Origin of the sequence: Nocardia crassostreae, from assembly GCF_001613405.1 — a bacterium.
Lineage (GTDB): Bacteria > Actinomycetota > Actinomycetes > Mycobacteriales > Mycobacteriaceae > Nocardia > Nocardia crassostreae.
Genome location: NZ_BDCH01000045.1, coordinates 1 through 23,380 on the forward strand (window position 1 = coordinate 1; position 23,380 = coordinate 23,380).

Below are 23,380 nucleotides of genomic sequence, written 5' to 3' on the forward strand. Positions count from 1 at the left end.
ACCTGTACCGCCGACGCCCCAGTGCCGATAATCTCCACCCGCTTGCCACGCAAATCCAGCCCGTGATCCCATCGCGACGTATGCATGCTGACCCCCGAGTACCGTTCCACCCCCGGAATATCCGGCATCTTCGGCCGCGTCAGCACCCCGGTCGCGGCAATCACGAACCGCGCTGTGATCTCCTCGCCGCCCGCCGTCCGCAGCCGCCACAAATGCAGCGAGTCATCGAAGTCCGCCCGAACAACAGTGGTGCCGAACCGAATCCGCGGCCGCAGACCGTACTTGCTCACACAGTGCTCGGCATACGACTTCAACTCCCGCCCAGGCGCGTACACCCGCGACCAGGTGCGCCGCTGTTCGAACGAGTACTGGTAACTGAACGACGGAATATCCACCGCGATCCCGGGATAGGTATTCCAATGCCAGGTCCCGCCCCACCCCGTCGGCATCGTCCACGATGAGAAAATCGTCGAATCCGGCCTTGCGCAAGGCGATCGCAATGCCAATCCCCGAGAACCCGGCCCCGATGACAATGATCTCGTGGTCCACAATGCTGTTGTTCACGGCCTATCCTCCGCATGAATGATCAGTTCGACCCGATGCTCGATCCCGTCCACGGTCCGGATGCCGAGCGGTGCGAGCCGTGCGACCGGCCAGGTGACGAGCTTGCAGTTCGGGCGCTGCAAGGCCGCGTAGTAGTGATTGTGCAACCGCACCCCGGCGGCCATATCGGGCGTCAGCTGCCGCCGCTGCCAGGAATCCCTCACTTGCACACGCAGATTCGCCGATGCGGCGTGACGCAGCACCGACGCCCCGGCCCAGCGCGCGATCCTGCCGGTCAGGCCCGTGACTCCGCGCCCGGCATTCCCGGCCCGCCCGGCGGTTTCCTCGGCCGTGTCACCCGGCAGCGGGCGTGCGGTGTCGGCGGGCAGCTGCCCGAGCAGGTCATCGGGCAGCAGCCCCACCACCGCCCGCGCACCGGGCAGTTCCGGCCACGGCAGCACCCATACCGGATCATGCTGGAACACGGTCACTTTGCGCGCCAACTGCACCACCGGCGGCAGCACGCGCGCGACGGCCGCTCCGCTCCCGATGACGGCCACGCTGCGCCCGGCGAGGCTGCATTCGTCGCGCCACCGGGTGCAGTGGAGTTGTGTCCCGGCAAAGGATTCGACCGTCCGGCGGCGGGCGGGGGAGGTCATTTCTCCACCGGTTCGTAGGTCAGCGCTCGCGATCAGGTCGGCGGCTTGCCGAGCACTTTCACGGGGAAGCGGTCGATGGCTTTGTTGAGGCCGTCGTTGATGGCCTGAATCGGCTGCCACCGGTGGATGGTGGCAATGCCGTGGGTGCGCACGACGTGGTACAGCGGCAGGCGTTTGATGCTCGGTTCCCGCTCGCCCGCTTTCTCGTAGCGGCGCAACGCATTCCACAGTTTCTCCTCGTCGAGCCCCATGGCCATGATGTTGGCGGCCATGCGCGACAGCAGCGGCGTGTAGAGCAGCGCCCCCATGAGGAATGTCGGCCGCAGCGCGTATCCGGCCGTCTCGATGGCGATGCGCCGCATGGGCCCGGCGCCGAGCTGTTCGAGCACTTGGAATCCGACCGCGAGATGCCGTGATTCGTCGCTGTTGATATTCCGGAACACCTCGTGGCACAGCGGATCCTGGACTTCGTCCAGCAGGAATTTCACCAGCGCCCCGTCCAATGCGCATTCTAGTGACGGGATGACCGTGCCGAGTACCGGCAGCGTCAAGCTGTCCCCGTAGCGGTCCACCCATTCGATGACGAGCCGAATATTCTTGTTGGGCAAGGGCATAGCATCGCCGTCGAGCATCCCCCACCGCCGCATGAGCGCCAGTTCGGCATTGGCGTGCTTCTGTTCCTCGGCGTGGAAGTACCGGTAGATCTCCTTGAGTGGACCCTCGGGCGCGCGCAGGGTGAGTGCCGCGAAGCCGCGCGCGCCCACATGCTCGATCCAGACCAGATCGGCCATGAAGGCCGCCAGCCGCGGCCGCTGTTCATCGGTGATGAGCTCGGCTCCCGGTGCGTCCCAGTCGATATCGGCCAGGGCCCACTGCCGGTCTTTGATCACCGTGAGCATGTCGGAATATGCGAACGCCATTGTTCTGACTCCTTGGCTACCGGGCCAGCCGTTCCAGTAATCCGGCCGCGCGGGTATAGGGCTCGGGCAGTAGCCGTTTGGACTGCCAGATGAGCTTGGCCTCGACCTGCGGGACGACATAGAGCTGTCCCCGGTCGACGGCGTCGAGGGTGATGCGGGCAATGGTGGCGGGTGGGCGGCCGGTCCAGCGCAGCAGCCGGTCGCCCCAGCGGGCCACGGTCTCGTCCGGGATCGGAACGTCTTCCAGGATATTGGTTTTCACGCCGGTCGGGCACAGCACGGTGACTCCGACGCCGGTGCCGGACAGTTCCGCGGCGAGGGTCTCCGACAGCGCCAGCACCCCGGCCTTGCTGACGTTGTAGGCGGCCATGCGCGGTCCGGCCGCGAAGGCCGCCGCGGAGGCGACATTCACGAGATGGCCGTGCCCGGCCTCGCGCAGCAAGGGCGCGAACACATGGCAGCCGTGGACGACGCCCCACAGATTGACGTCGAGCACCTGATGCCATTCGGTCAGCGGCGCATCGCCGATGACCATGCCGCCGCGCCCGATCCCGGCATTGTTCACCACGATGTCCGGGGGTTTCCCGAACCATTCCTCGGCGGTGTCGGCGAGGTTCCCGACCTCGTTGATCCGGCTCACATCGCAGATAGCGTCGAAGGCTTTTCCGCCTGCGGCACCGACCATTTCGACGGTCTCGCGCGCCCGGTGGCCGTCGATGTCGGAGCAGATCACCCGCCCGCCGCGGCGTCCGAGTTCGATGGCGAACGCGCGGCCGATGCCGCTGCCGGCGCCGGTCACCACCGCGTCCGCCTGCTGCGTCCGGCGTGATCCGCCGAAAGGGTTGAGTCGCATGAGAACTCCCGGAGAGGTGCCATCCGGGCAGTCAATTGGTGGCATCTGCCCCCATTGACAGCGCCTGCCCCCAATTAGGCGCTCGGTGCGCTATTTTGTCAACCATGGACGTGCGCGCACCGGCAGGCCACGGGCGGCGGACCGGAACATGGGGCGGGCGAACCCAGGAGGAGCGCCGCGCCGAACGCCGCCGCATTGTCGAAGCGGCCCTGGACATCTGGCTCGACAATGGCTGGGCTGCGGTCACCATGCGCGGCATCTGCAACCGCGTCGCCCTGAACGACCGCTACTTCTACGAGCACTTCGCCGATCGCGACGAACTGCTGGCCGCGGTCTGGGACGAGGTCTGTTTCGAAGTCTTCGGCGAACTCTCGGCCGTGGTGGCCGAGAATCTGGACCTCCCGCCCCTGGAAATCCTGCACCTGGCCATTGCCCGCGCCGTGGCCCTGCAATCCGACGGCCCCGCCCGCATCCTCTTCGGCAACCACGCGGGCAGCCGCGTCCTCGAGGAGCGCCGCAAATCCACCCTCACCGAGGCCACCGACCTCCTCATCGCCACCGGCCGCCCCTACCTGCGTCCCGGCGTCGACGAATCCGACCTGCGCATGGGCGTTCTCATGGGTATAGGCGGCTTTACGGAACTTCTCACCGCCTGGCGCACCGGAACCATAGACACCGACACCGCCCGCATCATCGATCACGTGACCCGCACCGCCGACCTCCTGGGTGCCCGATACCTGACCCTGCCCGACTGAGCGGAACGAGTCTGCGTTGCGTATTTCGCTGCGGATCGATAATCAGTCATGACTGTTGATCATTCGGTGGGGGCCGTGCTGGGGCGGCTGGTCGACCAAGGGGTACTGAGCGGCGCACAGCGCGATGCGGTGCTGGCGGCCCTGGATCAGGAGCGGGCCGCGCGGCGCTCGGGTGGGCGGGTGGTCGCTGAGATCGCCGCCTATATCGGGGCCGGGCTGGTGCTGGGCGGGCTGTTGATGCTGATGGACTCGTCGTGGGACGACCTCGGGCAGCTCAGCCGGGTGCTGGTGCTGGTCGTGATCGCCATCGGTACGGCGGGCGCCGGTGTATGGCTGGCGGGGCCGAAGCAGTTGTTCCGGCGCGGCGGGGGCGCGCGATCGGTGCCGACGCGGTCGGCGGCGGCGCTGTTCGTGGTGGCCACGATCGCGGTGACGGCGCTGGTGGGTTATGCCCTCGATGCGGGCGGCGGTGACGACGAGGCCTGGGTGGCGGCCGCGGTGGCGGGCGCGTTGTGTGCTCTCGCGGGGTATGCGGCGCTGCCCTCACTGATAGGGCTGCTCGCCCTCGGATTCTTCGGCGCTGCGGCGGTGGGCGGGGTGCTCATGGATTGGGCCGATCTCGACGACCTCTGGGGCGCGGCCGGTTTCCTGGCGCTCGCCGGGATCTGGTTCGCGGTCACGCGCTCCGGCCGCGCGGCTCCGGCCTGGGCCGGATACGGGATCGCCATCCTGACCGGCATTTTCGGCGGGATACTCGCCGAGGACAGCCATGTGGGCTGGGCGGTCGCCTGCACCCTGCTCGTGGCTGTCACGTGTTTCGCCGTGTACAGCGCCGACCGTAATCCGGTGCTCGTGATCGGCGGCGGCATCTGCGTCACCATTGCTGTGCTGCAAGTGATTTGGGAGTGGTTCGATCAGGCCGTCGGGCTGGCCGCCATCGTCCTGCTCATCGGCGCGACGGTCCTTGGCGTCGCCGGGTTCCGGCTCACGCGCGATCGCGCGTGAGCCGCACCGGCTATTTGACCGCCCAGACCATGGACTCCGCACCGGCGAGGCGGGTGGTCACCGGATAGTGGAATCCGGTCTCCGCCAACCAGGTTCGCAGATCGGCGGAGGTGTAGTCGAAACCGCCGGGAGTCTCGATGAGCATATTGAGGCTCATGAGCAGGCCGGTGAGATTGGTGCGGCGTTCGTCGTCGATGAGGGTCTCGTAGACCAGCACCGCACCGCCCTCCGGCAGCGCGCGGTAGGCCTTGTCCAGCAGCAGGCGTTTGGTGTCGAGATCCCAGTCGTGCAGGATGTGGCCGAACACCAGGACATCGGCGGCGGGGAGCGGATCGGCGAAGATCGGGGCCACGGCGGGCAGGTCGAAGCCGATACCGCGCAGCCGCGGATGCCGTTCGAGGACCGTGCGCAGCAGCGCGCCCTGCGCCGTGCCGATATCGGCCACCGTATTCCAGCGCTGCCACGGAAAGCTCTCGGCAATGGCGCGGGCGCTGGGCAGCGTGAGACCGGTCATGGCGCATTGGAAGGCGCGCAGGCGATCCGGATCCGAATACAGGGTCCCGAAGAAGTCGCCGCCGTGTTTGATCTCGTTCTGCGGCAACCCCGTACGCAGCCCCTCGGTGAGGCCGCCCCAGAATCCGTAGAGACGCGTCGCCGCCATATCCAGGAACCCGCCGAGGTATTCGTCCTGTTCGCGATCGAGGTAGGCGGCGGTATCGGGGGTGTTGGCATAGCGATCGTCCGTGCGGCTCAGCAGGTCCATGGCCACCAGGGCATCGAAGAAATCCCGGGCCGCGCGCGGATGTAGCCCGAGCTAGTCGCGCAGCTCCTCCATGGTGAGCCGACGGTCGCCGAGGGCGGTGAACACGCCCAGCTCGACGGCGCTGAGCAGCGTCCTGGACTCCCAGAAACCCATGCCGATCCCGAGGATGCGATCCATGGCGCATCACCATAGCGGCCGCGATGGCCCGGCTATCGCAGGCACGGCCCCGGGACCTGCGCCGATTCAGAAATTGTCGATGCAGTAGACCCGCTGGGCATTGCCGCGGAAGATCTGCTCTAGGGCCTTCTCGTCGGCGCCGTGCTCGCTCAGTGCCGTGGCAATGGCCTCGGCCGCATTACCGATGCTCGTAATCGGTTTGTCCACAGGGAAATTCGACCCCCACAGCAATCGGTCGGCGCCGAAGACGTCGTAGCCGTGCTGCAGCATCGGCGACATGCGGCCGATCAGTTCGCGGACCGGCGTGGGCGTGCCGCGCGGCGGGACCGGGTGGCCGAGAATGGGCATCATCAGGCCGCTGACCTTGGCGACCACATTCGGGTGCGCGGCCAGGGCGGCGAGGTCGTCGCGCCAGCGGATGAACAGTTCCCGGCGCTCACCGGGATTGCGCCCCGTGTGCTTGCCGACCGGCCCGAAAATCCCCGCGGGCGTGCCGAGATGGTTCAGCACGATGGTGGCGTCGGGAAACCGCTGCGCCAGCGCGGTGACCTCGGGCAGCTGCCGGGAGTACACCCACGCCTCGAACGACAACCGGCGCTCGGCCAGTACGGCGAAACCGTCCAGGAAGCGCGGCGCGGTGAGGGCTCCGGGCTGCTTGCAGTGCGAGCGGATACCCGGATCGGGATGGTGTTCCACGCGGGTGCGAATGCCGCGAAACCGCGGTGACGCGGATTGGTGCGCGTCGAGCAGTGCGGCGAAGCCCGGCGCGGCCGGATCCGCCGCGCCGACAATGCCGCCCAGCGCGGGCGTGTCCACCCCGAACGGCAGACTGGCCACCCACCGGGTCTCATCGGCCAGCCCGAGCGGCTTCTTCGCGACCCATTCGACCTCGATGTGCACGACGGCCTCGACGGGCACGTTCCCGGCATCGGTGCGGTAGTCGGCGGGCAGATACGGCCGCACGAACGGCGCCGGATCGCCGACGAATTCCCGATCCCGCTTGGGCGCCACCCGCTTGGCCAGATCGAGGGGGATGGGCAGCATCGAGAAGAGCCGGGCCACCCCGCTGAATTCGCGCGGCGTGGTCAGCGGATCCCACTGGTGGATGTGCGCGTCGACGACTGTCATTCCGGTGAGGTCCACGATGTCCCTTCCGTTCGGGCCGGTCTGCTCCGGATTGTTCCACGCGTGAACCCCGGGAGCTCAGAAATCGGACCGGCCAGTGCGCCGACAGGTCACACATTGCGGCGGTACTGGCCGCCGACGGTGAAGAAGGTATCGGTGATCTGCTGCAGGGTGCAGACCCGCGCCGCCTCCATGAGGACGTCGAAGACATTGTCGTCGCTCGCGGCGGCCGCGGCCAATTTCGCCAAGGCGGCGGGCGACTCGTCGCGATGCCGTTCGGCGAATTCGCGCACCCGCCGGAGCTGGGACTGCTTCTCCTCCTCGGTGCCGCGCGCCAATTCCAGCACCCGGTGCTCCTCGCCGCCTGTGCCGCGGAAGGTATTGACGCCGACAATGGGCAGGCTGCCATCGTGTTTGCGCCGTTCGTACAGCATGGATTCGTCCTGGATGCGCCCGCGCTGATACCCGGTCTCCATGGCCCCGAGCACGCCGCCGCGCTCACTGATCCGCTCGAATTCGCGCAGCACCGCCTCCTCCACCAGATCGGTGAGCTCATCGATGACGAAGCTGCCCTGCAAGGGATTCTCGTTCATCGCCAGCCCCCATTCCCGATTGATGATGAGCTGAATCGCCAGCGCCCGCCGCACCGATTCCGCGGTGGGGGTGGTGACGGCCTCGTCATAGGCATTGGTGTGCAGGCTGTTGCAATTGTCGTAGACGGCGATGAGCGCCTGCAGCGTGGTGCGAATGTCGTTGAAGTTCATCTCCTGTGCGTGCAGCGAGCGGCCGGAGGTCTGAATGTGGTACTTGAGCTTCTGCGACCGGTCGTTGGCCCCGTACTTGTCGCGCATGGCGATGGCCCAGATGCGCCGCGCCACCCGGCCGATGACCGAGTACTCGGCATCCATGCCATTGGAGAAGAAGAACGACAGATTCGGCGCGAAATCGTCGATGTGCATGCCGCGCGCGAGATACGCCTCGACATAGGTGAATCCATTGGCGAGGGTGAAGGCCAGCTGGCTGATCGGATTCGCCCCGGCCTCGGCGATGTGATAGCCGGAAATGGAGACCGAGTAGAAGTTGCGGACGCTGTTGCGCACGAACCATTCCTGGATGTCCGACATCATGCGCAGGCTGAATTCGGTGGAGAAGATGCAGGTGTTCTGGCCCTGATCCTCCTTGAGAATGTCGGCCTGCACGGTGCCGCGCACGGTGGCGAGAGTTCGTGCGCGCAACTCCGCGGCCTCCCCGGCGGTGGGCGCGCGGCCCTCGCTCACCGAGAACTGTTCCAGCGCTTGATCGATGGCGGCATTGAGATAGAACGCCAGAATGGTCGGCGCGGGACCGTTGATGGTCATCGACACCGAGGTCGACGGGGCGTCCAGGTCGAAGCCGTCGTAGAGCGCCTTCATATCCTCGACGGTGGCGATGGACACCCCCGACGTGCCGACCTTGCCGTAGATATCGGGACGTTCGGCGGGATCGTGCCCGTACAGCGTCACCGAGTCGAAGGCCGTCGAAAGCCGCTTGGCGTCGGCGTGTTCGGATAGAATCTTGAATCGCCGATTGGTGCGGAAGGCATCGCCCTCCCCGGCGAACATGCGCGCCGGATTCTCGTTGTCCCGCTTGAACGCGAAGACGCCCGCGGTGAACGGGAAGCGGCCGGGCAGATTCTCCGCGCGCAGGAAGCGCAGCAGCTCCCCGTGATCGGTGTAGCGGGGGATCGCCACCCGCGGAATCGAACTGCCGGACAAGGTTTCCCGTCGCAGGGCGGTGCGCAACTCCCGATCGCGCACCCGCACCACCTGCTCCTCGCCCCGATAGGACTCCGCCACGGCGGGCCAGTCGGCCAGCAGCACAGCGTTTTCCGGCGTGACATCACCGCGTGCCCGATCCAGCAACGCGGCCACGGCTCCGGCCTCCTAGGGGGAGGTGTCGCTCACCAGCTCGGCCAGCACCTGCTCCAGGCGCTGCACCCGCTGCGCCGCCGCGACCTGGCGCGCGGTCTCGGAGTGGTAGTCCCGCACCGTTTCCGCGATCTCGGCCAGATACCGCACCCGCGCCGGGGGAATGATCTGCGCGAACCGTGTCGAGGCCCGGGTGTTCACCCGCGGCAGTATGCCCTCCTCGAGCCGCAGGCCGCGCTCGCCCAGCAACCCGCTCAGATGCTGATAGAGCGCCGTCACCCCGTCATCGTTGAAAGTCGCGGCGCTGGTGCCGAATACCGGCATGTCCTCGGGCGCGGCATGGAACTCCTCGCGATTGCAGATCAACTGCCGCGACACGTCCCACAGCGCGTCCTCGGCCCCGCGCCGCTCGAACTTGTTGATGGCCAACACATCCGCGTAATCCAGCATGTCGATCTTCTCGAGCTGGGAGGCCGCGCCGAACTCCGGTGTCATCACGTACAGCGCCACGTCGACGTGCTCGGGGACGGACGCATCGCCCTGCCCGATACCCGGCGTCTCCAGGATGACCAGGTCGTATCCCGCTGCCTTGCAGGCGATCACCATGGCATCGATATTGTTCGGCAGCTCCCGCTCGCCCCGGGTGGCCAGCGACCGGAAGAACACCCGATCGCCGTCGAGGGCGTTCATGCGAATGCGATCGCCCAGCAGCGCGCCGCCGCCGCGCCGCCGCGTGGGATCCACCGCCAGCACCGCCACCCGCAGTTTGTGCTGCTGATCGGTCCGCAGCCTGCGTACGAGTTCGTCGGTGAGAGAGGACTTTCCGGATCCGCCCGTACCGGTGATGCCCAGTACCGGCGCCTGCCGCGCCCCGGCGGCCGCCGTCAGCGCGGCCAGATCCGCCGCGGGTAGCGCGCCCTGCTGCAAGCAGGTGAGCGTGCGCGCCAAGGCCGCCCGATCCCCGCTCAGCACGGCCTCGACCGCCGCGGGCGATACCGCGAGATCCACATCGCAGTCGGCGACGAGCCGATTGATCATGCCCGGCAGCCCCAGCCGCTGCCCGTCCTCCGGCGAGAAGATGGTCACCCCGGACTTGGCCAGCCGCTCGATCTCCTCGGCGACGATCACCCCGCCGCCCCCGCCGAAGATCCGCACGTGCCCGGCCCCGGCCTCCCGCAGCGCCGCCGCCAGATACTCGAAGTACTCGATATGCCCGCCCTGATACGAGCTGACCGCCACCCCTTGCACATCCTCGGTGACCGCCGCGTCCACGACCTCCCGCACGGCCCGGTTATGCCCGAGATGAATGACTTCGGCCCCCTGCCCCTGCAGGATCCGCCGCATGATGTTGATGGCCGCTTCATGGCCGTCGAACAGTGCCGCGGCGGTCACGAACCGCACCGGATGAGCGGGTACATGCAGATCGGCCACGAGATCCTCCAAAAGGGACGGCCGTTTCCGTTGACGTTCGGATGGTAGGACGTCAAATCAATCGTAGGGTGAGATCTGCCACAGTGCCACCGTCTAGAAATACTTGGATGTCCAACTATATGGTGACCGAGTACCGGCCGCGCGGAGCGCGTGCGCCGACGGCTCTCAGACAGGACTGGCATGGTTCGCGAACTCACCCACTTCATCGGCGGGCAGCACGTACCCGGGACGTCCGGCAACTTCGGTGACGTCTACAACCCGAGCGCCGGTCAGGTGCAGGCGAAGGTGCCGCTGGCGTCCAAGGCCGAGGTCGAGGCCGTTATCGCCAATGCCGCCGAGGCGCAGGTGGGGTGGGCGGCGACCAATCCGCAGAAGCGGGCGCGCGTGCTCATGAAGTTCCTGACCCTGGTGCAGGACGAGATGGATTCGCTGGCGGCGCTGCTGTCCTCCGAGCACGGCAAGACCATTGCCGACGCCAAGGGCGATATCCAGCGCGGCCTGGAGGTCATCGAATTCGCGTGCGGTATCCCGCACCTGCTCAAGGGCGAGTACACCGAGAGCGCGGGCACCGGCATCGACGTGTACTCCATGCGGCAGCCGCTGGGCGTGGTCGCGGGCATCACCCCGTTCAACTTCCCGGCCATGATCCCGCTGTGGAAGGCCGGACCGGCGCTGGCCTGCGGTAACGCCTTCGTGCTCAAGCCCTCCGAGCGCGACCCCTCGGTGCCGCTGCGGCTGGCCGAGCTGTTCCTGGAGGCCGGACTGCCCGCGGGCGTGTTCAACGTGGTCAACGGTGACAAGGAAGCCGTGGACACACTGCTGCACGACGAGCGCATCAAGGCGGTGGGCTTCGTCGGCTCGACCCCGATCGCGCAGTACATCTACGAGACCGCCTCCGCCAACGGCAAGCGCGCGCAGTGCTTCGGCGGGGCCAAGAACCACGCGGTCGTCATGCCCGACGCCGATCTCGACGATGTGGCCGATCAGCTCATCGGCGCGGGCTACGGCTCGGCCGGTGAGCGGTGCATGGCCATCTCGGTGGCGGTGCCGGTCGGCGAGGAGACCGCGGATCGACTGCGCGCCAAGCTGATCGAGCGCATCGAGAAGCTCAATGTGGGTGTCTCCGACGATCCGGGTGCGGACTTCGGGCCGCTGGTCGGCCGCGACGGCGTGGATCGGGTGAACAACTACGTGCAGATCGGCGTCGACGAGGGCGCCGAACTGGTGATCGACGGTCGCGGGCTGGTCGTGGCGGGCGGCGAGGACGGCTTCTTCGCCGGTGCAACGCTGTTCGACCGGGTCACCGCGGATATGCGCATCTACAAGGAAGAGATCTTCGGCCCGGTGCTGTCGATCGTGCGCGCGGCCGACTTCGAGGAGGGGCTGCGCCTGGCGAACGAGCACGAATACGGCAATGGCGTCGCCATCTTCACCCGCGACGGTGACACCGCCCGCGAATTCGCGGCGCGGGTGCAGGTCGGCATGGTCGGCATCAATGTTCCGATTCCGGTGCCGATCGCGTACCACACCTTCGGCGGCTGGAAGCGTTCCGGCTTCGGCGATCTCAACCAGCACGGCCCGGATTCCATCCGCTTCTACACCAAGACCAAGACGGTGACGCAGCGCTGGCCGGCAGGACGAAAGGAAGCCGCTTCCTCGGGCGGCTCCGCAAGCTCCGCCGCCAATGCCTTCGTCATCCCGACCATGGACTGATCATGTTCGTACTCGACGAGGACGAGAGGGCGATCACGCAGACCGCCCGCTCCTTTGCCGATGAGCTGCTCGCGCCCAATGCGCTGGAATGGGATGAGCAGAAACACTTTCCGGTGGATGTGCTGCGCAAGGCCGGTGAGCTCGGTCTCGGCGGCATCTATGTCCGCGAGGATGTGGGCGGCTCGGAGCTGCGGCGGCTGGATGCCGTGCGCATCTTCGAGCAGCTGTCCACCGGCTGCCCGGCCGTGGCCGCCTATATCTCCATCCACAATATGGCGGCGTGGATGATCGACAGCTACGGCGATGCGGCGCAACGCAATCGGTGGCTGCCGGGGTTGACCTCCATGGATCTGCTGGCCAGCTACGCCCTCACCGAACCGGGCGTCGGCTCCGACGCGGCGGCCTTGAGCACCAAGGCCGTTCGCGACGGCGACGACTACCTGCTCACCGGCGTCAAGCAATTCATCTCCGGCGCGGGCAGCACCGATGTGTACGTGATCATGGTCCGCACCGGCGACGATGGCGCGCGGGGGATTTCCGCGTTCATCGTGCCCGCGGATACGCCGGGCCTGTCGGTCGGCGCCAATGAGAAGAAGATGGGCTGGAATGCCCAGCCCACCCGGCAGGTCATTCTCGACGCCGCCCGGGTGCCCGCGGCCAACCTGCTGGGCGCGGAGGGCAATGGTTTCCGGATCGCCATGAACGGGCTCAATGGCGGGCGGCTGAATATCGCCGCCTGCTCGCTCGGCGGCGCGCAGTCGGCGCTGGAGCGGACCGTGGCCTATATGGGGCAGCGCAAGGCTTTCGGGTCGCGGCTGCTGGACAATACCGCCCTGCAGTTCGAGCTGGCCGATATGCGCACCTCGCTGGAGGCCGCCCGCACCCTGCTGTGGCGGGCCGCGGCGGCGCTGGACGCGGACGCCGACGACAAGGTCGAGCTGTGCGCCATGGCCAAGCGGTTCACCACCGATGCCGGTTTCGAGGTGGCCAATAAGGCCCTGCAATTGCACGGTGGCTACGGTTACCTGCACGAATACGGGATCGAGAAGATCGTCCGCGACCTGCGGGTGCATCAGATCCTGGAAGGCACGAACGAGATCATGCGGGTCGTGGTGGCCCGCTCGGTGGTAGGAGCAGCATGAGCGAGCCCGAGGTTCTGATCGAGAAGCGCGATGGGCTCGGCCTGATCACGCTGAATCGGCCCAAGGCCATCAATGCGCTGAATCATCCTATGGCGCTGGTCATTCTGGACGCGCTGCGCGCCTGGGCCACCGACGACGAGGTGCGCACCGTGGTGCTCACCGGCGCGGGGGAGCGCGGGCTGTGCGCGGGCGGCGATATCGTCGCCATCCACACCGATGCCGAGAACGCCGTGGCCAACGCGGATTCGGCCTATGTCGCGGCGGATTCGCCGAGCGGGCGGTTCTGGCGCGACGAGTACATCCTCAATGCGCTCATCGGCCGCTACCCCAAGCCCTATGTCGCCGTCATGGACGGCATTGTGATGGGCGGCGGCGTCGGACTGTCCGGGCACGCCTCGCATCGCATCGTGACCGAGCGCTCCAAGGTCGGCATGCCGGAGACGGGCATCGGCTTCGCTCCGGATGTGGGCGGCACCTATCTGCTGGCGCACGCGCCCGGTGAGATCGGCACCCATATCGCGCTCACCACCGCGCGCATGAGCGCCGGTGATGCCATTGCGGCCGGATTCGCCGACCACTTCGTGCCCGCCGAGCATCTGCCCGCGCTGCTGGAGGCGTTGCGGTCCAATGACGCCGATACCGCCATTGCCAAATTCGCCCAGCCCGCACCTGTTTCGGAGTTCTCGGCGCAGCGGGACTGGATCGACTACTGCTATGCCGCGGACACGGTCGAGGAGATCGTGAACCGGCTGCATTCCGACGGGCGCCCGGAGTCGGCCAAGGCCGCCGCCGAGGTGCTGTCGAAATCGCCCGTGGCGCTGAAGGTCACGCTGCGCTCGCTGCGCGGCGCCCGCACCGCCGCGAGCCTGGAGGAGGTGCTGAACCAGGAGTACCGGGTCTCGGCCGCCTCGCTCGCCACCCATGATCTGGTGGAAGGCATTCGCGCCCAGGTCATCGACAAGGACCGCAACCCGCGGTGGCAGCCCGCCACCCTGGCGGATGTCACCGCCGCCGATGTCGACGCCTATTTCGGCGAGCTCGGCGATCGCGAATTGGGTTCGGCCGCACCGAAGGACACGCTGTGAGCACTGAAAACATCGGTAAGAAGGTCGGATTCCTGGGCCTGGGGCACATGGGCGGACCCATGGCCGCCAACCTGATCAAGGCCGGATACGAGGTCCTCGCCTTCGATCCCGTTCCGGCGGCGCAGGATCAGGCCCGCCAGGACGGCGCGACCGTGGTGGCCACCGCCGCCGAAGCCGCGGCCGCCTCCGACATCGTCATCACCATGCTGCCCAACGGCCGCATCGTGCTCGACGTCTACGGCGACGTGCTGGCCGCCGCCAAGCCCGGCACCCTGTTCGTCGACTGCTCCACCATCGACGTCGCCGACGCCCAGGCCGCCGCGGAACTCGCCGCGGCAGCGGGACATCGGGCCCTGGACGCCCCCGTCTCCGGCGGCGTCGCCGGCGCGGCGGCGGGCACCCTCACCTTCATGGTGGGCGGCGCGGACGCCGACTTCGCCGATGCCCTGCCGCTGCTGGAGATCATGGGCGGCAAGGTCGTGCACTGCGGCGGCGCGGGCGTCGGCCAGGCCGCCAAGATCTGCAACAACATGCTGCTGGGCATCTCCATGATCGGGCTGTCCGAGGCCATCGTGTTGGGGGAGAAGCTGGGCCTGACCCACGACAAGTTCTTCGATGTGGTCTCGACCGCGTCCGGGCAGTCGTGGGCGCTCACCTCGTACTGTCCGGTGCCCGGTCCGGTGCCGACCAGCCCGGCCAACAACGACTACAAACCCGGCTTCGCCACCGCGCTCATGACCAAGGATCTCGGCCTGGCGGCCAATGCCTTGCAGGCCAATGGCGTCGACGGGCAGATCGGTCAGCTCGCGGCGGACATCTACAGCCGGTTCAACCAGGACGAAGCGGGCAAGGACTTCTCGGCTATCGTCACCGATATCCGTAAGCGATCTGGAGAGGAATAGGGATGACTGCATCGCGCAGCGATTTCGTGGGGGGTGGCGGCCGGGCGGCGGGTGGGCCCGACTTCGAGACCATTCTTCTGCTCGAGCGTAAAGGGCGCGTCGCCCTCATCACGCTGAACCGGCCGAAGGCCCTGAACGCGCTGAACTCGCAGGTCCTGGCCGATATATCGGCCGCTCTCGACGAGTTCGAGAACGACAACGAGATCGGCGCGGTCGTGCTGACCGGGTCGGACCGGGCCTTCGCGGCCGGGGCCGATATCAAGGAAATGCAGTCCAAGTCCTATATGGACATGTTCCTCACCGACCACTTCGCCGGGTGGGATCGGCTGTTCGCCTTCCGCAAGCCCATTGTCGCCGCGGTGGCGGGCTACGCCCTGGGCGGCGGCTGCGAACTGGCCATGATGTGCGACATCCTGATTGCCGCCGACACCGCCAAGTTCGGTCAGCCGGAGATCAAGCTCGGCGTCATCCCCGGCATGGGCGGCTCGCAGCGCCTCACCCGCGCGGTGGGCAAGGCCAAGGCCATGGACCTCATTCTCACCGGCCGCAATATGGACGCCGAGGAAGCCGAGCGCGCGGGCCTGGTCTCCCGCATCGTGCCCGCCGACCAGCTCGTCGCCACGGCGCTCGAGGCGGCCGAAACCATTGCGTCCATGTCCCTTCCGTCGGTCATGATCGCCAAGGAGGCGGTGGATCGCGCCTTCGAGACCACCCTCACCGAGGGGCTGCGTTTCGAACGCCGGGTCTTCCACTCGCTCTTCGCGACCGACGATCAGAAGGAAGGCATGAACGCCTTCGTCGAGAAGCGGCCCGCCAACTTCACCAACAAGTAGTTCCGCAGTCTCAGCGCCCCGCTCATCGCCGGATGGGCGGGGCGTTCGCGTATCCGGTATGATCCGCGTCATGCGCTGTCACGCAGTCTGATCCGGTGGTGTCTGGAGGTCGACACATTGAAAGATGAAGGAGACCCCCATGAACCTCGCCCTGTGGATCGTGACCGGACTGCTGGCCGTCGTCGCCGTGGGCGGCGGCATCACCAAGACATTCCTGCCCAAGGACAAGCTGGCCGCGCAACACGGCGGGGAGTGGACGCTGAGCTTCGGGGCCGGTGCCGTCAAGACGCTGGGGGTGGTCGAACTGCTGGCTGCCGCCGGGCTGATCCTGCCCGCCGTGCTCGATATCGCGCCGGTGCTGGTGCCGATCACCGCGGTGTGCTGGATTCTGCTCATGATCGGCGCGATGATCACCCACGGTCGCCTCGGCCAGCCCAAGCTGGTGCTGGTGAATGCCGTGTACCTCGCTCTCGCGGTCTTCATCGCCTGGGGCCGCTTCTTCCTCGAGCCGTTCGCGGGCTGATGGGCGGCGGAATGCGGTGGGATTGAAGCCCGATCGGTAGGCGGACCGCCTACGGCTGGTCACGGTCGGCCGTCTCCCGCACGGCCGCGGCGACGGCCTGGAAGTCCTTGCGCAGCAGGTGGGAGTGGTTGCTGGGGACCTGCGCGGTGACGGTCAGGTTCTGGTTCGCGGCCAGCGCCGGATCGAGCGAGGCGCGCACCTCCGCCATCACCTCGGCGCTGCCGCCCAGGTTGGAACCCGTGGCCAGGACGTAGCGCACCGGGCGGGTGGCGCGGACCAGGACCGGGGCGAGCGCGGCATGCAGTTCATTGGCCTCGATATTGATCTCGGCGTGCTGGTCGGCGCTCATCCGCGCGGCCAGACCCAGCGGTCGGGCCACCGGCATGAGGAATCGCATGCGGCGGAACAGCTTCCGGATCTGTTCGCGGCCCTCCTCGCCGGTCAGGCCGTACGGCATGGCGCCGTCCACCGACACCACGCCCACGACGCGGTCCGGATTCCGATCGGCCCAGTGCACCGCGAGCAGGGCGCCGTAGGACCAGCCGACGACGATCGCCCGCTGCACGCCCCGCGCGGCCAGCACGGCGTCGATATCGCGCAGGCACGCCTCGAAGGAGTAGTCCGCCGACTTCTTCGACTTGCCACGAGCCCGCTCGTCGAAGGTGATGTGCCGGAAATCGGAGCCGAGTTCGGCGATCACGTGCTTCCAGTGCTTCTGGTCGGCGTAGGAGCCGTTCAGGTAGATGACGGGCTGGCCGGTGCCGCCGGTATCGCTCACGGCCAGTTCGGTGTCGCCGACGGCGACCATGCCGGTCCAGGTCGAGGTGGTCGCGGCGGTGGAGTTCGAGTTGATCATTGCTTTGTCCTCTGTGATCTGTTCGGGAATCTCTGAACAAAAACGAAGGTACATTGCGTTTGCAGATCACGAAATACCTGATGGAGAAAAATTTTCCAGCTCAAGCCTGATTCATAGCCGTCTTTGCAATGATTTTTAGAGTAAACGCAAAGGTGGATACGGAGTGTTCTTTGCAATGAGCTACGCGTGAATGCATACTGGGCGCGGATACCGACACGAGGAGATGAACGCCGATGCCCGGAGGCAGGCTCACCAACGAGGACCGTCTGCGCATTGCGGCGGGGCTGGCCGAGGGCCTCGGATACGCGGAAATCGGCAGGCAACTGGAGCGACCCGCGTCGACGATCATGCGCGAGGTCACCCGCAATGGCGGTATCGACGGCTATCGGGCGGACCGGGCGCACGAGGACACCCGCGAGCGCGCGCGCCGCCACAAACCGGCACAGCCCCCGGCGCCCCCGCTCCCCGATGACGGCCATGGGCGCGACCCGCGCGCGGTCGCGGAGGTGACGGAATCCTTCACCGCGATCCTCATCCAGCAGGGCCTGCCCAAGATGGAGGCCAGGGTGCTGGCCTGCCTGTACATCACCGACTCCGGCGCGCTGACCGCCGCCGAACTGGTCCAGCGGCTGCGCGTCAGCCCCGCGTCCATCTCGCACGCCGTCGCCTTCCTCGAGCAGCAGGGCATCCTGCGGCGCGAGCGCGAACCTGGCGAGCGCCGCGAGCGCTATGTCATCGACGACGAGATCTGGCTGCAGAACCTGCACGGCGCCGTCCAGATGAACACCACCATGGCCGCCGAATCACGGCGCGCCGCAAAGATTCTCGGAGCCGATACCCCCGCGGGCGCCCGCTTCGAAGCCTCCGCCGAACTCCTCGCCCTCGTGAGCGAGGCCCTCCAGCAGGCCATGGAGCGCTGGCGACAGAACCTCGCCGCCCGCGACACCGGGCGGTAGCGGCGGGGTGGGGTGTGTGTGTGTGTGGGGAGGGGGGGACACCGGTTTCGGCGACCATCTGGCGGACGAAGGAGGCCGAGTGGTGGATACCGGCGGAGACCAGGTCGGCGAAGTCGCTGCGGGTGATCACGGCGCGACGGCCGGAAATGGGATCGCACACGGTGAGGACGCGATCGGTGGCCAGGGCCTCCTTGTTGTGGCGGCTGGTGGCCAGGTCGACGGTGACGCCACTGCGGACCAGCAACCAGCGCAGCAGGGCGTCGTGACCGTCACCGCTGAGCACGGTACTGCGTTTGGTGGCCAGGATGGCATCGGTCCGGCAGTCGATCTGGGTCAGCGTCAGACCGGAGGAACCCAGGTCGTAGAGGAGGATCGAACCCTCCGACGGTAAGCGACCGGTGAAGCGGAGGTATCTGAGCTGGGCGACCGGCTCGTCGATCAGGGTGAGGCGGTTGCGCCCGGCCGTGGCGCGAATGGCGTCGGCATGGGAGGAGCATCGGCAGGTCACGGCAATACCGGTAATGAATTCATCGCGCCGGGCCGCGGACTGCCGCATTAATCGAATGGCCTCGAAAACCGCCTCCTCGACACCGCCACCGCCGCGGCGCTGCACCTTGCAGCGGTCGATGGGGGGTAGATGCGGCTGGTCGGAATGGGTGAGCATGGCGCGCGCACCCGCCGCGCCAGCTGACACCCCGAGGACCAGCACCATGGCCTCAATGGTGAACCTTTTCCGAGCCGAAGCCAAGACTATGACGCAGGAAATTGGCTGCTCGGATGCTGGAGAGTTACTGTCCGGCCCATCGGGTGGGCGAGCCACCACTGTCGAAGTCACCCGCCGTTTGCCGGAACTCCGCCAACAATTCCAGCAATAATTGCAAACGTTGCGGCGGCAATCCGGCATTCGCGAAGACCTGCCGATTCAGTTTAGTGGTGGCCTTGGACGCCAAATCCCTTCCCGCATCGGTGATTTCGATCAAGGTGGCGCGCCGGTCACTGGGGTGCGGGACGCGCTTCACAAGATTCGCCGCTTCGAGCCGATCCACGGTATTGGTGACGCTGGTCGGATGCACCTGCAATCGGGCGCTGGCCACCGCCATCGGCAAGGCCCCCGTTTTGCTGAAACTCAGCAACATGAGTAGCTCGTATCGGGAGAAGGTCAGCCCGGACGGCTTCAAGGCCTCGTCGACCCGCGACATCACGATCTGCTGGGCCCGCACCAGCGAGGTCGCCGCCGCCATGCCGTCGGCCACCTCGCCCCACCCGTGCTCGGTCCACTGACGATGCGCCTCCTCGATCGGATCGAGCGGAAGGGGACGTGGCCGAGACATGCGTCGATCATCGCATGCGGCCGGGGTCCATCCCGGCAGCCACATAGAAATCACGGTGATTCGAACCCTCGCGATCCCCGGGCGGGCGCGGCACTATTGCTGACGATGCGAGTGTGTCCGAGTGGTTCAGGAAACGGTCTGCAAAGCCGTTCACGCGGGTTCAATTCCCGCCGCTCGCTCTAGATCGATTGTGGCCCCGGAGGATTGCCTCCGGGGCCACAATCGCGTTCAGGCCGGTTGCAGACCGCTGAGGTCACGCAGGACCGCATGATTGCGATCCGCGGTGGCGCCGAGCGTGTATTCGGGGAACAGACCGAAATATTCACTGCGCGTGCGAGTACTCCACAGTCGGGCCGCGGCCGTGCGGGTCTTGTAGAAGTTCGCCATATAGCCGCCCTCGTAGAGCCGCAGCAGGGTGTATCCGCCCGGATATTCCTTGGTGGCGGCCACTTCCAGGAATTCCACATTGATGGGCAGATCCGGACGAGTGCGGCGATTCCGGTGCGTGTGACCACTGTGGTGCAGGAAGACGCCAGGCGCCGACTGGTAGAGGGATTGGAGTTCGGCCGCGTCGGCGGCATCGAGGACGAATCCCGGCCCCGCGAGATTGGACCAACCCGATTCGGCGGTGACCGGATGGTGGCTGAAAACCAGTGTGGGCCGGTCGGGCTCGTCGCACAGCAGCTCCCGCAGGTGGTCGAGTTGCGGGCGCTCGAGCACGCCGCCGGAACCGTCCAGTTCGCTCGTGTCGAGAGCGAGCAGGCGCAGCCCGTCCAGGTCGTGATCGGCCAATTGCTGTCGGGCGGTGAAGGATTCGTCCCAGCAGTCGAAGTGGTCGAGCAGCGGCTCGCAGGAGGCATAGTCCGCTCCGGTATGCGGCCGATCGTGATTTCCGCGGCAGGCGAACCAATCCCGGCCCGCGGCGCCCCAGGCGGAGAGCTGCCGGTCGAGCCCGCGCACCTGACCGGGCGTGGCCTCGGCGGTGAGATCCCCGGCAATGACGAGATGATCGGCGGCTCGGTCGGGGCGGTGCAGATCGTCGAGCAGCGCGGTCAGCATGACCTCGGGATACGGCGGCAGCCCCGGATCCTGCCGCAGCCCCGGCGGCAGCCCCGCGAACAGGATGCCGCTGACCTCCTCGCCGTAGTGAATATCGTTGGACAGCGCAATGGTTCGCAGCAGGCGGCCCGGCGGCGGCGCCAGCGTGGTGAATTCGCCGGTGGCCTCGGGAGTGCCCGGCAGCCGGGTCGCCACATTCACCGCGGGCGCGGCGGGCACTCCGGCGGATCGGGCCTCGAATCGATACCGCCGCCCCGGCTCCAGGCCGGTGATCTCCGCGTAGTGGAAGGCGGTCGGCTCCGGCTCGGCGAAAACCTGTCGCAGGCCGAGCCCATCCGCGGGTCCCACCCACACTTCGCCGTCGGACGCCGCCGGAACCGGATTCCCGTTCCCGTCCGGCGCCAGCGTCGTCCATGTCAGCACCGCCGAGCGCTCGGTGATCGTGACGACCTCCAGATCGGTGGCCACTATCGAACCGGGTTGCGCGCGAACGGAACCCGGTCGCGCCAGCGGCAGCAGGGCCGCCGCGCCCAGAATGCCGAGTGCACGACGCCGAGTGGGGCCGCAGCAGCTCATAGCCGCGGACCCCGGCCATCCGGGCGGATTACTTGCCGTCCGCCGAGCAGACCTTCCATGCGCCTTCTTCCTTGCGGAGGTGTTCGGTCGCGGTGGTGTTCTTGTCCTCGGAGCCGGGAAGTGCCAGCCCGCCGGTCATTTTCGTGGTCGCGCGATCGCCGGTGATCACGATGTCCTCGACGGCGACGATGCGAATGGAGAGCTTGCCCATTTCCGCCGCGCTCTTCTGAGTATCGGGCAGCGCGTCCCACTCCGCGCGGTCGGCGGCGCACGCCTTGGTCACGGCGACGCCCGGTCCCTGCTCCGACAGCGCACCGTAGAACTCGCGCACGGCCGCCTCGATGCGCTGATCGTCGTTGTGCGCTTCCTTACCCGCGGTGGCTGTTCCACACCCTGCCAACGGCACCGCCAGCAGGATCGCACTTGCCGCCAGTCGAGTGCGAAAGGTCATCGGGTTCCTTCTGTCCGGTCTGCCACTGACGTCCGCAGACTACGGCACGCATATATATTGGCGCGGGGGTGGATTCGCCCCGGCTCGATCCGAAGGAGACCCGGTGCGCCGCACATTGTTCGTTTCGTCCGTTGTCGGCGCCGCGCTCGCAGTCGCCCCGCTCGCCACCGCGCAACCACCGGCCGCGGATCCCGGTGTGAAGGTGCAGACGGTGTGGGGGCCGGAGCAGTTCGCCATCGCGGGCGTGACGGCCGAGGTGAGCCCGTGCACCGGCGGGCCGGTCGCCGCGAGCGTGATCACCGGCGCCGACGGGTTCGCCACCGCCGCCGTCGGGCCGGGCTGCTACAGCATCGCGGTCGGCACGCCGTCCGGCTGTGGACTCGACGGCGAGCCCATCCAGCAGGTCACCGCGCTACCCGGGATCACCCCGACCGCGACCTTCCGTTTCCGCTGCGCCTAGCCCCTTCCCGCGACGCTTTTTTCCAAGACGGGTCTCCGCGGCGGGGATACCGTGGACTGTATGGCGGACAAGGGAACCATCGATCCGGCGGTCGATCTCATGGAGCGGGCGATCGCGCAGCTGACCGATGTCATCGCCGCGATCCGCCCCGAACAGGCGGGGTTGCCGACGCCCTGTGAAGACTGGCATGTGCGGCGGCTGATCAAACATCTGCTGGGCCAGATCCTGCCCAACTTCGTGATCGCCGCGCAGGGCGGAACGCCGGATTGGCAGGCCACCGACGAGGAGTTCGGCGATATCGGCTGGGGCGATCGATTCGCGACCGGGTCCGCGCCGCTGCTGGCGGCCTGGCGCATCGCCGACCTCGACAGCAAGGTTCCGGCGCTCGGCGGCGCGGAGATGCCGCTGCGCGGTCGCGCCGATCAGCAGATCACCGAATTCGCCATGCACGCTTGGGATCTGGTGCGTGTGACAGATCAGCAGCGTGACCTCGACCCGGAGCTGGCCGAGTACGGTCTGGCGTGGTCCAAGCAGGTGCTGAAACCGGAATACCGTGGCGCGGGAAAGGCTTTCGGTCTCGAAGTGCCGATCTCCGAGGACGCGCCCGCCTACGACCGGCTGGCGGCCTGGTTCGGGCGTGATCCGCGCTGGAAGCCCTGATTACCTGCCGAAGCGGGCATCGACCCACCCCAGCGCATCCGCGTAGGACGCCTCCAGCACGGCGCGGTTATCCACCCCGGGATAGTTGCGGTACTGCACCGGACGGCCGGACAGCCGCTGCTGGGCGACCATGGCATCGGTCGCGACGGGCAGGACGACGCTATCGGCGCGGCCCTGCAACACCAGCACGGGTGTGGTGAAAACCAATGCGCTGGGATCGTTGTCGTTCAGCACCCCGGCCAACGGCCCGATATCGCCGTTGCGAGTCAAGATCTGATCCGCGCTGACGCCACCCCACGCCCCGGGCGCTCGCAATTGCCCGATGCAGTCGGAATCGGCCAGCTCGACCTTGGAATCGGCGCTCGCCGTGAGGAATTGGGCCGGATCGATATCAGCGACGGTCTGGGCGCCGCGAATGATCAACGGCAGGAAGGCCATCGAGCTGCCCGCGGCCGGACCGAGCGCGTCCGATACGCCGACCGTCGTCGCCACCTGCGCCGCCTGCAGTCCCAGCCCCTGATGGGGCGCCGGGGCGAGCGCCACCGCGCCCAGCAACTGGAGTTCCGGCGCCCACTGCTGTGCCTGTGCCGCGGTGAACAAGGCCGCCTGCCCGCCCTGCGAATGGCCGACCGCCACCCAGCGCGTGCCGATCTCCGGCTCGATTTCCCGTGCGGCCCGGGCCATATCGGTCACCG

The 23,380-nt window shown here is 67.4% G+C and carries 23 protein-coding genes, 1 tRNA gene and 2 pseudogenes; 13 read left to right on the top strand and 13 right to left on the bottom strand.

Going from position 1 to position 23,380, the window contains the following annotated elements:
• The 4 genes and pseudogenes from NC4_RS37205 to NC4_RS37220 form a co-directional block, all read right to left on the bottom strand.
• Positions 1-564, bottom strand: a pseudogene (locus tag NC4_RS37205) (flavin-containing monooxygenase); the annotation flags it as partial.
• Positions 561-1,202: an NAD(P)/FAD-dependent oxidoreductase gene (locus NC4_RS37210; protein ID WP_067548830.1), complete on the bottom strand. Its 642-nt coding sequence runs from the start codon at positions 1,200-1,202 to the stop codon at positions 561-563. The pseudogene NC4_RS37205 and the gene NC4_RS37210, both read right to left, overlap by 4 nt.
• Positions 1,203-1,234: 32 nt before the next feature.
• Positions 1,235-2,122: a reductase gene (locus NC4_RS37215; protein ID WP_067548833.1), complete on the bottom strand. Its 888-nt coding sequence runs from the start codon at positions 2,120-2,122 to the stop codon at positions 1,235-1,237.
• Positions 2,123-2,138: 16 nt separating this feature from the next.
• Complete coding sequence (locus NC4_RS37220; RefSeq protein ID WP_067548836.1) at positions 2,139-2,975, bottom strand: SDR family NAD(P)-dependent oxidoreductase; 837 nt, start codon at positions 2,973-2,975, stop codon at positions 2,139-2,141.
• 104 nt (positions 2,976-3,079) lie between these two features.
• Here NC4_RS37220 and NC4_RS37225 point away from each other — a divergent pair, with 104 nt between their 5' ends.
• The gene (locus NC4_RS37225; RefSeq protein WP_067548840.1) at positions 3,080-3,730 is read left to right on the top strand and encodes a TetR/AcrR family transcriptional regulator; all 651 of its coding nucleotides are present in this window, start codon (positions 3,080-3,082) and stop codon (positions 3,728-3,730) included.
• A gap of 48 nt (positions 3,731-3,778) precedes the next feature.
• Positions 3,779-4,735, top strand: a complete 957-nt coding sequence (locus NC4_RS37230) for a DUF2157 domain-containing protein (protein ID WP_067548843.1) — start codon at positions 3,779-3,781, stop codon at positions 4,733-4,735.
• Positions 4,736-4,745: 10 nt separating this feature from the next.
• Here the strand turns inward: NC4_RS37230 and NC4_RS37235 are convergent, their stop codons facing one another.
• From NC4_RS37235 to icmF, 4 genes and pseudogenes are all read right to left on the bottom strand, one after another.
• Entirely contained in the window at positions 4,746-5,498 is a 753-nt protein-coding gene (locus tag NC4_RS37235; protein WP_245722194.1) for a methyltransferase, read from the bottom strand.
• A gap of 51 nt (positions 5,499-5,549) precedes the next feature.
• Positions 5,550-5,675 carry a dimerization domain-containing protein gene (locus NC4_RS44280; RefSeq protein WP_281186575.1) on the bottom strand — a complete coding sequence of 42 codons (126 nt, stop codon included), beginning with the start codon at positions 5,673-5,675 and terminating at the stop codon, positions 5,550-5,552.
• 66 nt (positions 5,676-5,741) lie between these two features.
• A complete protein-coding gene (locus NC4_RS37240; protein ID WP_084530161.1) occupies positions 5,742-6,818 on the bottom strand; it encodes an amidohydrolase family protein in 1,077 nt (358 codons plus the stop codon).
• A gap of 92 nt (positions 6,819-6,910) precedes the next feature.
• Positions 6,911-10,138 (bottom strand): annotated as a pseudogene (gene icmF, locus NC4_RS45265) (fused isobutyryl-CoA mutase/GTPase IcmF).
• A 180-nt stretch (positions 10,139-10,318) separates the two neighbouring features.
• Here icmF and NC4_RS37250 point away from each other — a divergent pair.
• The 6 genes from NC4_RS37250 to NC4_RS37275 all read left to right on the top strand — a co-directional run bounded on the left by NC4_RS37250 (position 10,319) and on the right by NC4_RS37275 (position 16,336).
• The gene (locus NC4_RS37250; RefSeq protein WP_067548846.1) at positions 10,319-11,851 is read left to right on the top strand and encodes a CoA-acylating methylmalonate-semialdehyde dehydrogenase; all 1,533 of its coding nucleotides are present in this window, start codon (positions 10,319-10,321) and stop codon (positions 11,849-11,851) included.
• Between the two features lie 2 nt (positions 11,852-11,853).
• Entirely contained in the window at positions 11,854-12,993 is a 1,140-nt protein-coding gene (locus tag NC4_RS37255; protein WP_067548849.1) for an acyl-CoA dehydrogenase family protein, read from the top strand.
• Positions 12,990-14,078 carry an enoyl-CoA hydratase/isomerase family protein gene (locus tag NC4_RS37260; protein WP_067548852.1) on the top strand — a complete coding sequence of 363 codons (1,089 nt, stop codon included), beginning with the start codon at positions 12,990-12,992 and terminating at the stop codon, positions 14,076-14,078. The genes NC4_RS37255 and NC4_RS37260 overlap by 4 nt, the downstream gene beginning before the upstream one ends.
• Entirely contained in the window at positions 14,045-14,980 is a 936-nt protein-coding gene (mmsB, locus tag NC4_RS37265; RefSeq protein WP_245722198.1) for a 3-hydroxyisobutyrate dehydrogenase, read from the top strand. The genes NC4_RS37260 and mmsB overlap by 34 nt, the downstream gene beginning before the upstream one ends.
• A gap of 2 nt (positions 14,981-14,982) precedes the next feature.
• Positions 14,983-15,813, top strand: coding sequence for an enoyl-CoA hydratase (locus NC4_RS37270; RefSeq protein WP_067548856.1), 831 nt, complete (start codon positions 14,983-14,985; stop codon positions 15,811-15,813).
• 139 nt (positions 15,814-15,952) lie between these two features.
• Positions 15,953-16,336 (top strand): DoxX family protein, encoded by a 384-nt coding sequence (locus NC4_RS37275; protein WP_067548959.1) that lies wholly within the window; start codon positions 15,953-15,955, stop codon positions 16,334-16,336.
• 49 nt (positions 16,337-16,385) lie between these two features.
• Here NC4_RS37275 and NC4_RS37280 read toward each other — a convergent pair whose 3' ends face one another.
• Positions 16,386-17,192, bottom strand: coding sequence for an alpha/beta fold hydrolase (locus NC4_RS37280; RefSeq protein WP_067548859.1), 807 nt, complete (start codon positions 17,190-17,192; stop codon positions 16,386-16,388).
• A gap of 233 nt (positions 17,193-17,425) precedes the next feature.
• On the opposite strand from NC4_RS37280, the gene NC4_RS37285 reads away from it, so the two are divergent.
• Positions 17,426-18,148 carry a GbsR/MarR family transcriptional regulator gene (locus NC4_RS37285; protein ID WP_067548862.1) on the top strand — a complete coding sequence of 241 codons (723 nt, stop codon included), beginning with the start codon at positions 17,426-17,428 and terminating at the stop codon, positions 18,146-18,148.
• A 79-nt stretch (positions 18,149-18,227) separates the two neighbouring features.
• Positions 18,228-18,539: a hypothetical protein gene (locus NC4_RS40840; RefSeq protein ID WP_067548865.1), complete on the top strand. Its 312-nt coding sequence runs from the start codon at positions 18,228-18,230 to the stop codon at positions 18,537-18,539.
• 397 nt (positions 18,540-18,936) lie between these two features.
• Here NC4_RS40840 and NC4_RS37295 read toward each other — a convergent pair whose 3' ends face one another.
• A complete protein-coding gene (locus tag NC4_RS37295) occupies positions 18,937-19,479 on the bottom strand; it encodes a MarR family winged helix-turn-helix transcriptional regulator (RefSeq protein ID WP_067548962.1) in 543 nt (180 codons plus the stop codon).
• A 107-nt stretch (positions 19,480-19,586) separates the two neighbouring features.
• On the opposite strand from NC4_RS37295, the gene NC4_RS37300 reads away from it, so the two are divergent.
• Positions 19,587-19,658 (top strand) — tRNA-Cys (locus NC4_RS37300).
• Between the two features lie 49 nt (positions 19,659-19,707).
• Here the strand turns inward: NC4_RS37300 and NC4_RS37305 are convergent.
• Together NC4_RS37305 and NC4_RS37310 are read right to left on the bottom strand one after the other, a co-directional pair.
• Entirely contained in the window at positions 19,708-21,114 is a 1,407-nt protein-coding gene (locus NC4_RS37305) for a metallophosphoesterase (RefSeq protein WP_067548867.1), read from the bottom strand.
• 28 nt (positions 21,115-21,142) lie between these two features.
• The gene (locus tag NC4_RS37310; RefSeq protein ID WP_067548870.1) at positions 21,143-21,565 is read right to left on the bottom strand and encodes an Rv0361 family membrane protein; all 423 of its coding nucleotides are present in this window, start codon (positions 21,563-21,565) and stop codon (positions 21,143-21,145) included.
• 103 nt (positions 21,566-21,668) lie between these two features.
• On the opposite strand from NC4_RS37310, the gene NC4_RS37315 reads away from it, so the two are divergent.
• Both NC4_RS37315 and NC4_RS37320 read left to right on the top strand, forming a co-directional pair.
• Positions 21,669-22,025 carry a hypothetical protein gene (locus tag NC4_RS37315; RefSeq protein ID WP_067548874.1) on the top strand — a complete coding sequence of 119 codons (357 nt, stop codon included), beginning with the start codon at positions 21,669-21,671 and terminating at the stop codon, positions 22,023-22,025.
• A 60-nt stretch (positions 22,026-22,085) separates the two neighbouring features.
• On the top strand, positions 22,086-22,685 hold the full coding sequence (locus tag NC4_RS37320; RefSeq protein ID WP_067548876.1) for a TIGR03086 family metal-binding protein: 600 nt from the start codon (positions 22,086-22,088) through the stop codon (positions 22,683-22,685).
• Here NC4_RS37320 and NC4_RS40845 read toward each other — a convergent pair whose 3' ends face one another.
• Positions 22,686-23,369, bottom strand: a complete 684-nt coding sequence (locus NC4_RS40845) for an alpha/beta hydrolase family protein (protein ID WP_157555458.1) — start codon at positions 23,367-23,369, stop codon at positions 22,686-22,688.
• Between the last annotated feature and the right edge of the window lie 11 nt (positions 23,370-23,380).

Bases quoted from the DNA above. Each gene is read 5' to 3' on its own strand.
- NC4_RS37210 (WP_067548830.1), bottom strand. From the start codon at position 1,202: ATGACCTCCCCCGCCCGCCGCCGGACGGTCGAATCCTTTGCCGGGACA.
- NC4_RS37215 (WP_067548833.1), bottom strand. From the start codon at position 2,122: ATGGCGTTCGCATATTCCGACATGCTCACGGTGATCAAAGACCGGCAG.
- NC4_RS37220 (WP_067548836.1), bottom strand. From the start codon at position 2,975: ATGCGACTCAACCCTTTCGGCGGATCACGCCGGACGCAGCAGGCGGAC.
- NC4_RS37225 (WP_067548840.1), top strand. From the start codon at position 3,080: ATGGACGTGCGCGCACCGGCAGGCCACGGGCGGCGGACCGGAACATGG.
- NC4_RS37230 (WP_067548843.1), top strand. From the start codon at position 3,779: ATGACTGTTGATCATTCGGTGGGGGCCGTGCTGGGGCGGCTGGTCGAC.
- NC4_RS37235 (WP_245722194.1), bottom strand. From the start codon at position 5,498: ATGGACCTGCTGAGCCGCACGGACGATCGCTATGCCAACACCCCCGAT.
- NC4_RS44280 (WP_281186575.1), bottom strand. From the start codon at position 5,675: ATGGATCGCATCCTCGGGATCGGCATGGGTTTCTGGGAGTCCAGGACG.
- NC4_RS37250 (WP_067548846.1), top strand. From the start codon at position 10,319: ATGGTTCGCGAACTCACCCACTTCATCGGCGGGCAGCACGTACCCGGG.
- NC4_RS37255 (WP_067548849.1), top strand. From the start codon at position 11,854: ATGTTCGTACTCGACGAGGACGAGAGGGCGATCACGCAGACCGCCCGC.
- NC4_RS37260 (WP_067548852.1), top strand. From the start codon at position 12,990: ATGAGCGAGCCCGAGGTTCTGATCGAGAAGCGCGATGGGCTCGGCCTG.
- NC4_RS37270 (WP_067548856.1), top strand. From the start codon at position 14,983: ATGACTGCATCGCGCAGCGATTTCGTGGGGGGTGGCGGCCGGGCGGCG.
- NC4_RS37275 (WP_067548959.1), top strand. From the start codon at position 15,953: ATGAACCTCGCCCTGTGGATCGTGACCGGACTGCTGGCCGTCGTCGCC.
- NC4_RS37280 (WP_067548859.1), bottom strand. From the start codon at position 17,192: ATGATCAACTCGAACTCCACCGCCGCGACCACCTCGACCTGGACCGGC.
- NC4_RS37285 (WP_067548862.1), top strand. From the start codon at position 17,426: ATGCCCGGAGGCAGGCTCACCAACGAGGACCGTCTGCGCATTGCGGCG.
- NC4_RS37295 (WP_067548962.1), bottom strand. From the start codon at position 19,479: ATGTCTCGGCCACGTCCCCTTCCGCTCGATCCGATCGAGGAGGCGCAT.
- NC4_RS37305 (WP_067548867.1), bottom strand. From the start codon at position 21,114: ATGAGCTGCTGCGGCCCCACTCGGCGTCGTGCACTCGGCATTCTGGGC.
- NC4_RS37310 (WP_067548870.1), bottom strand. From the start codon at position 21,565: ATGACCTTTCGCACTCGACTGGCGGCAAGTGCGATCCTGCTGGCGGTG.
- NC4_RS37320 (WP_067548876.1), top strand. From the start codon at position 22,086: ATGGCGGACAAGGGAACCATCGATCCGGCGGTCGATCTCATGGAGCGG.
- NC4_RS40845 (WP_157555458.1), bottom strand. From the start codon at position 23,369: ATGGCCCGGGCCGCACGGGAAATCGAGCCGGAGATCGGCACGCGCTGG.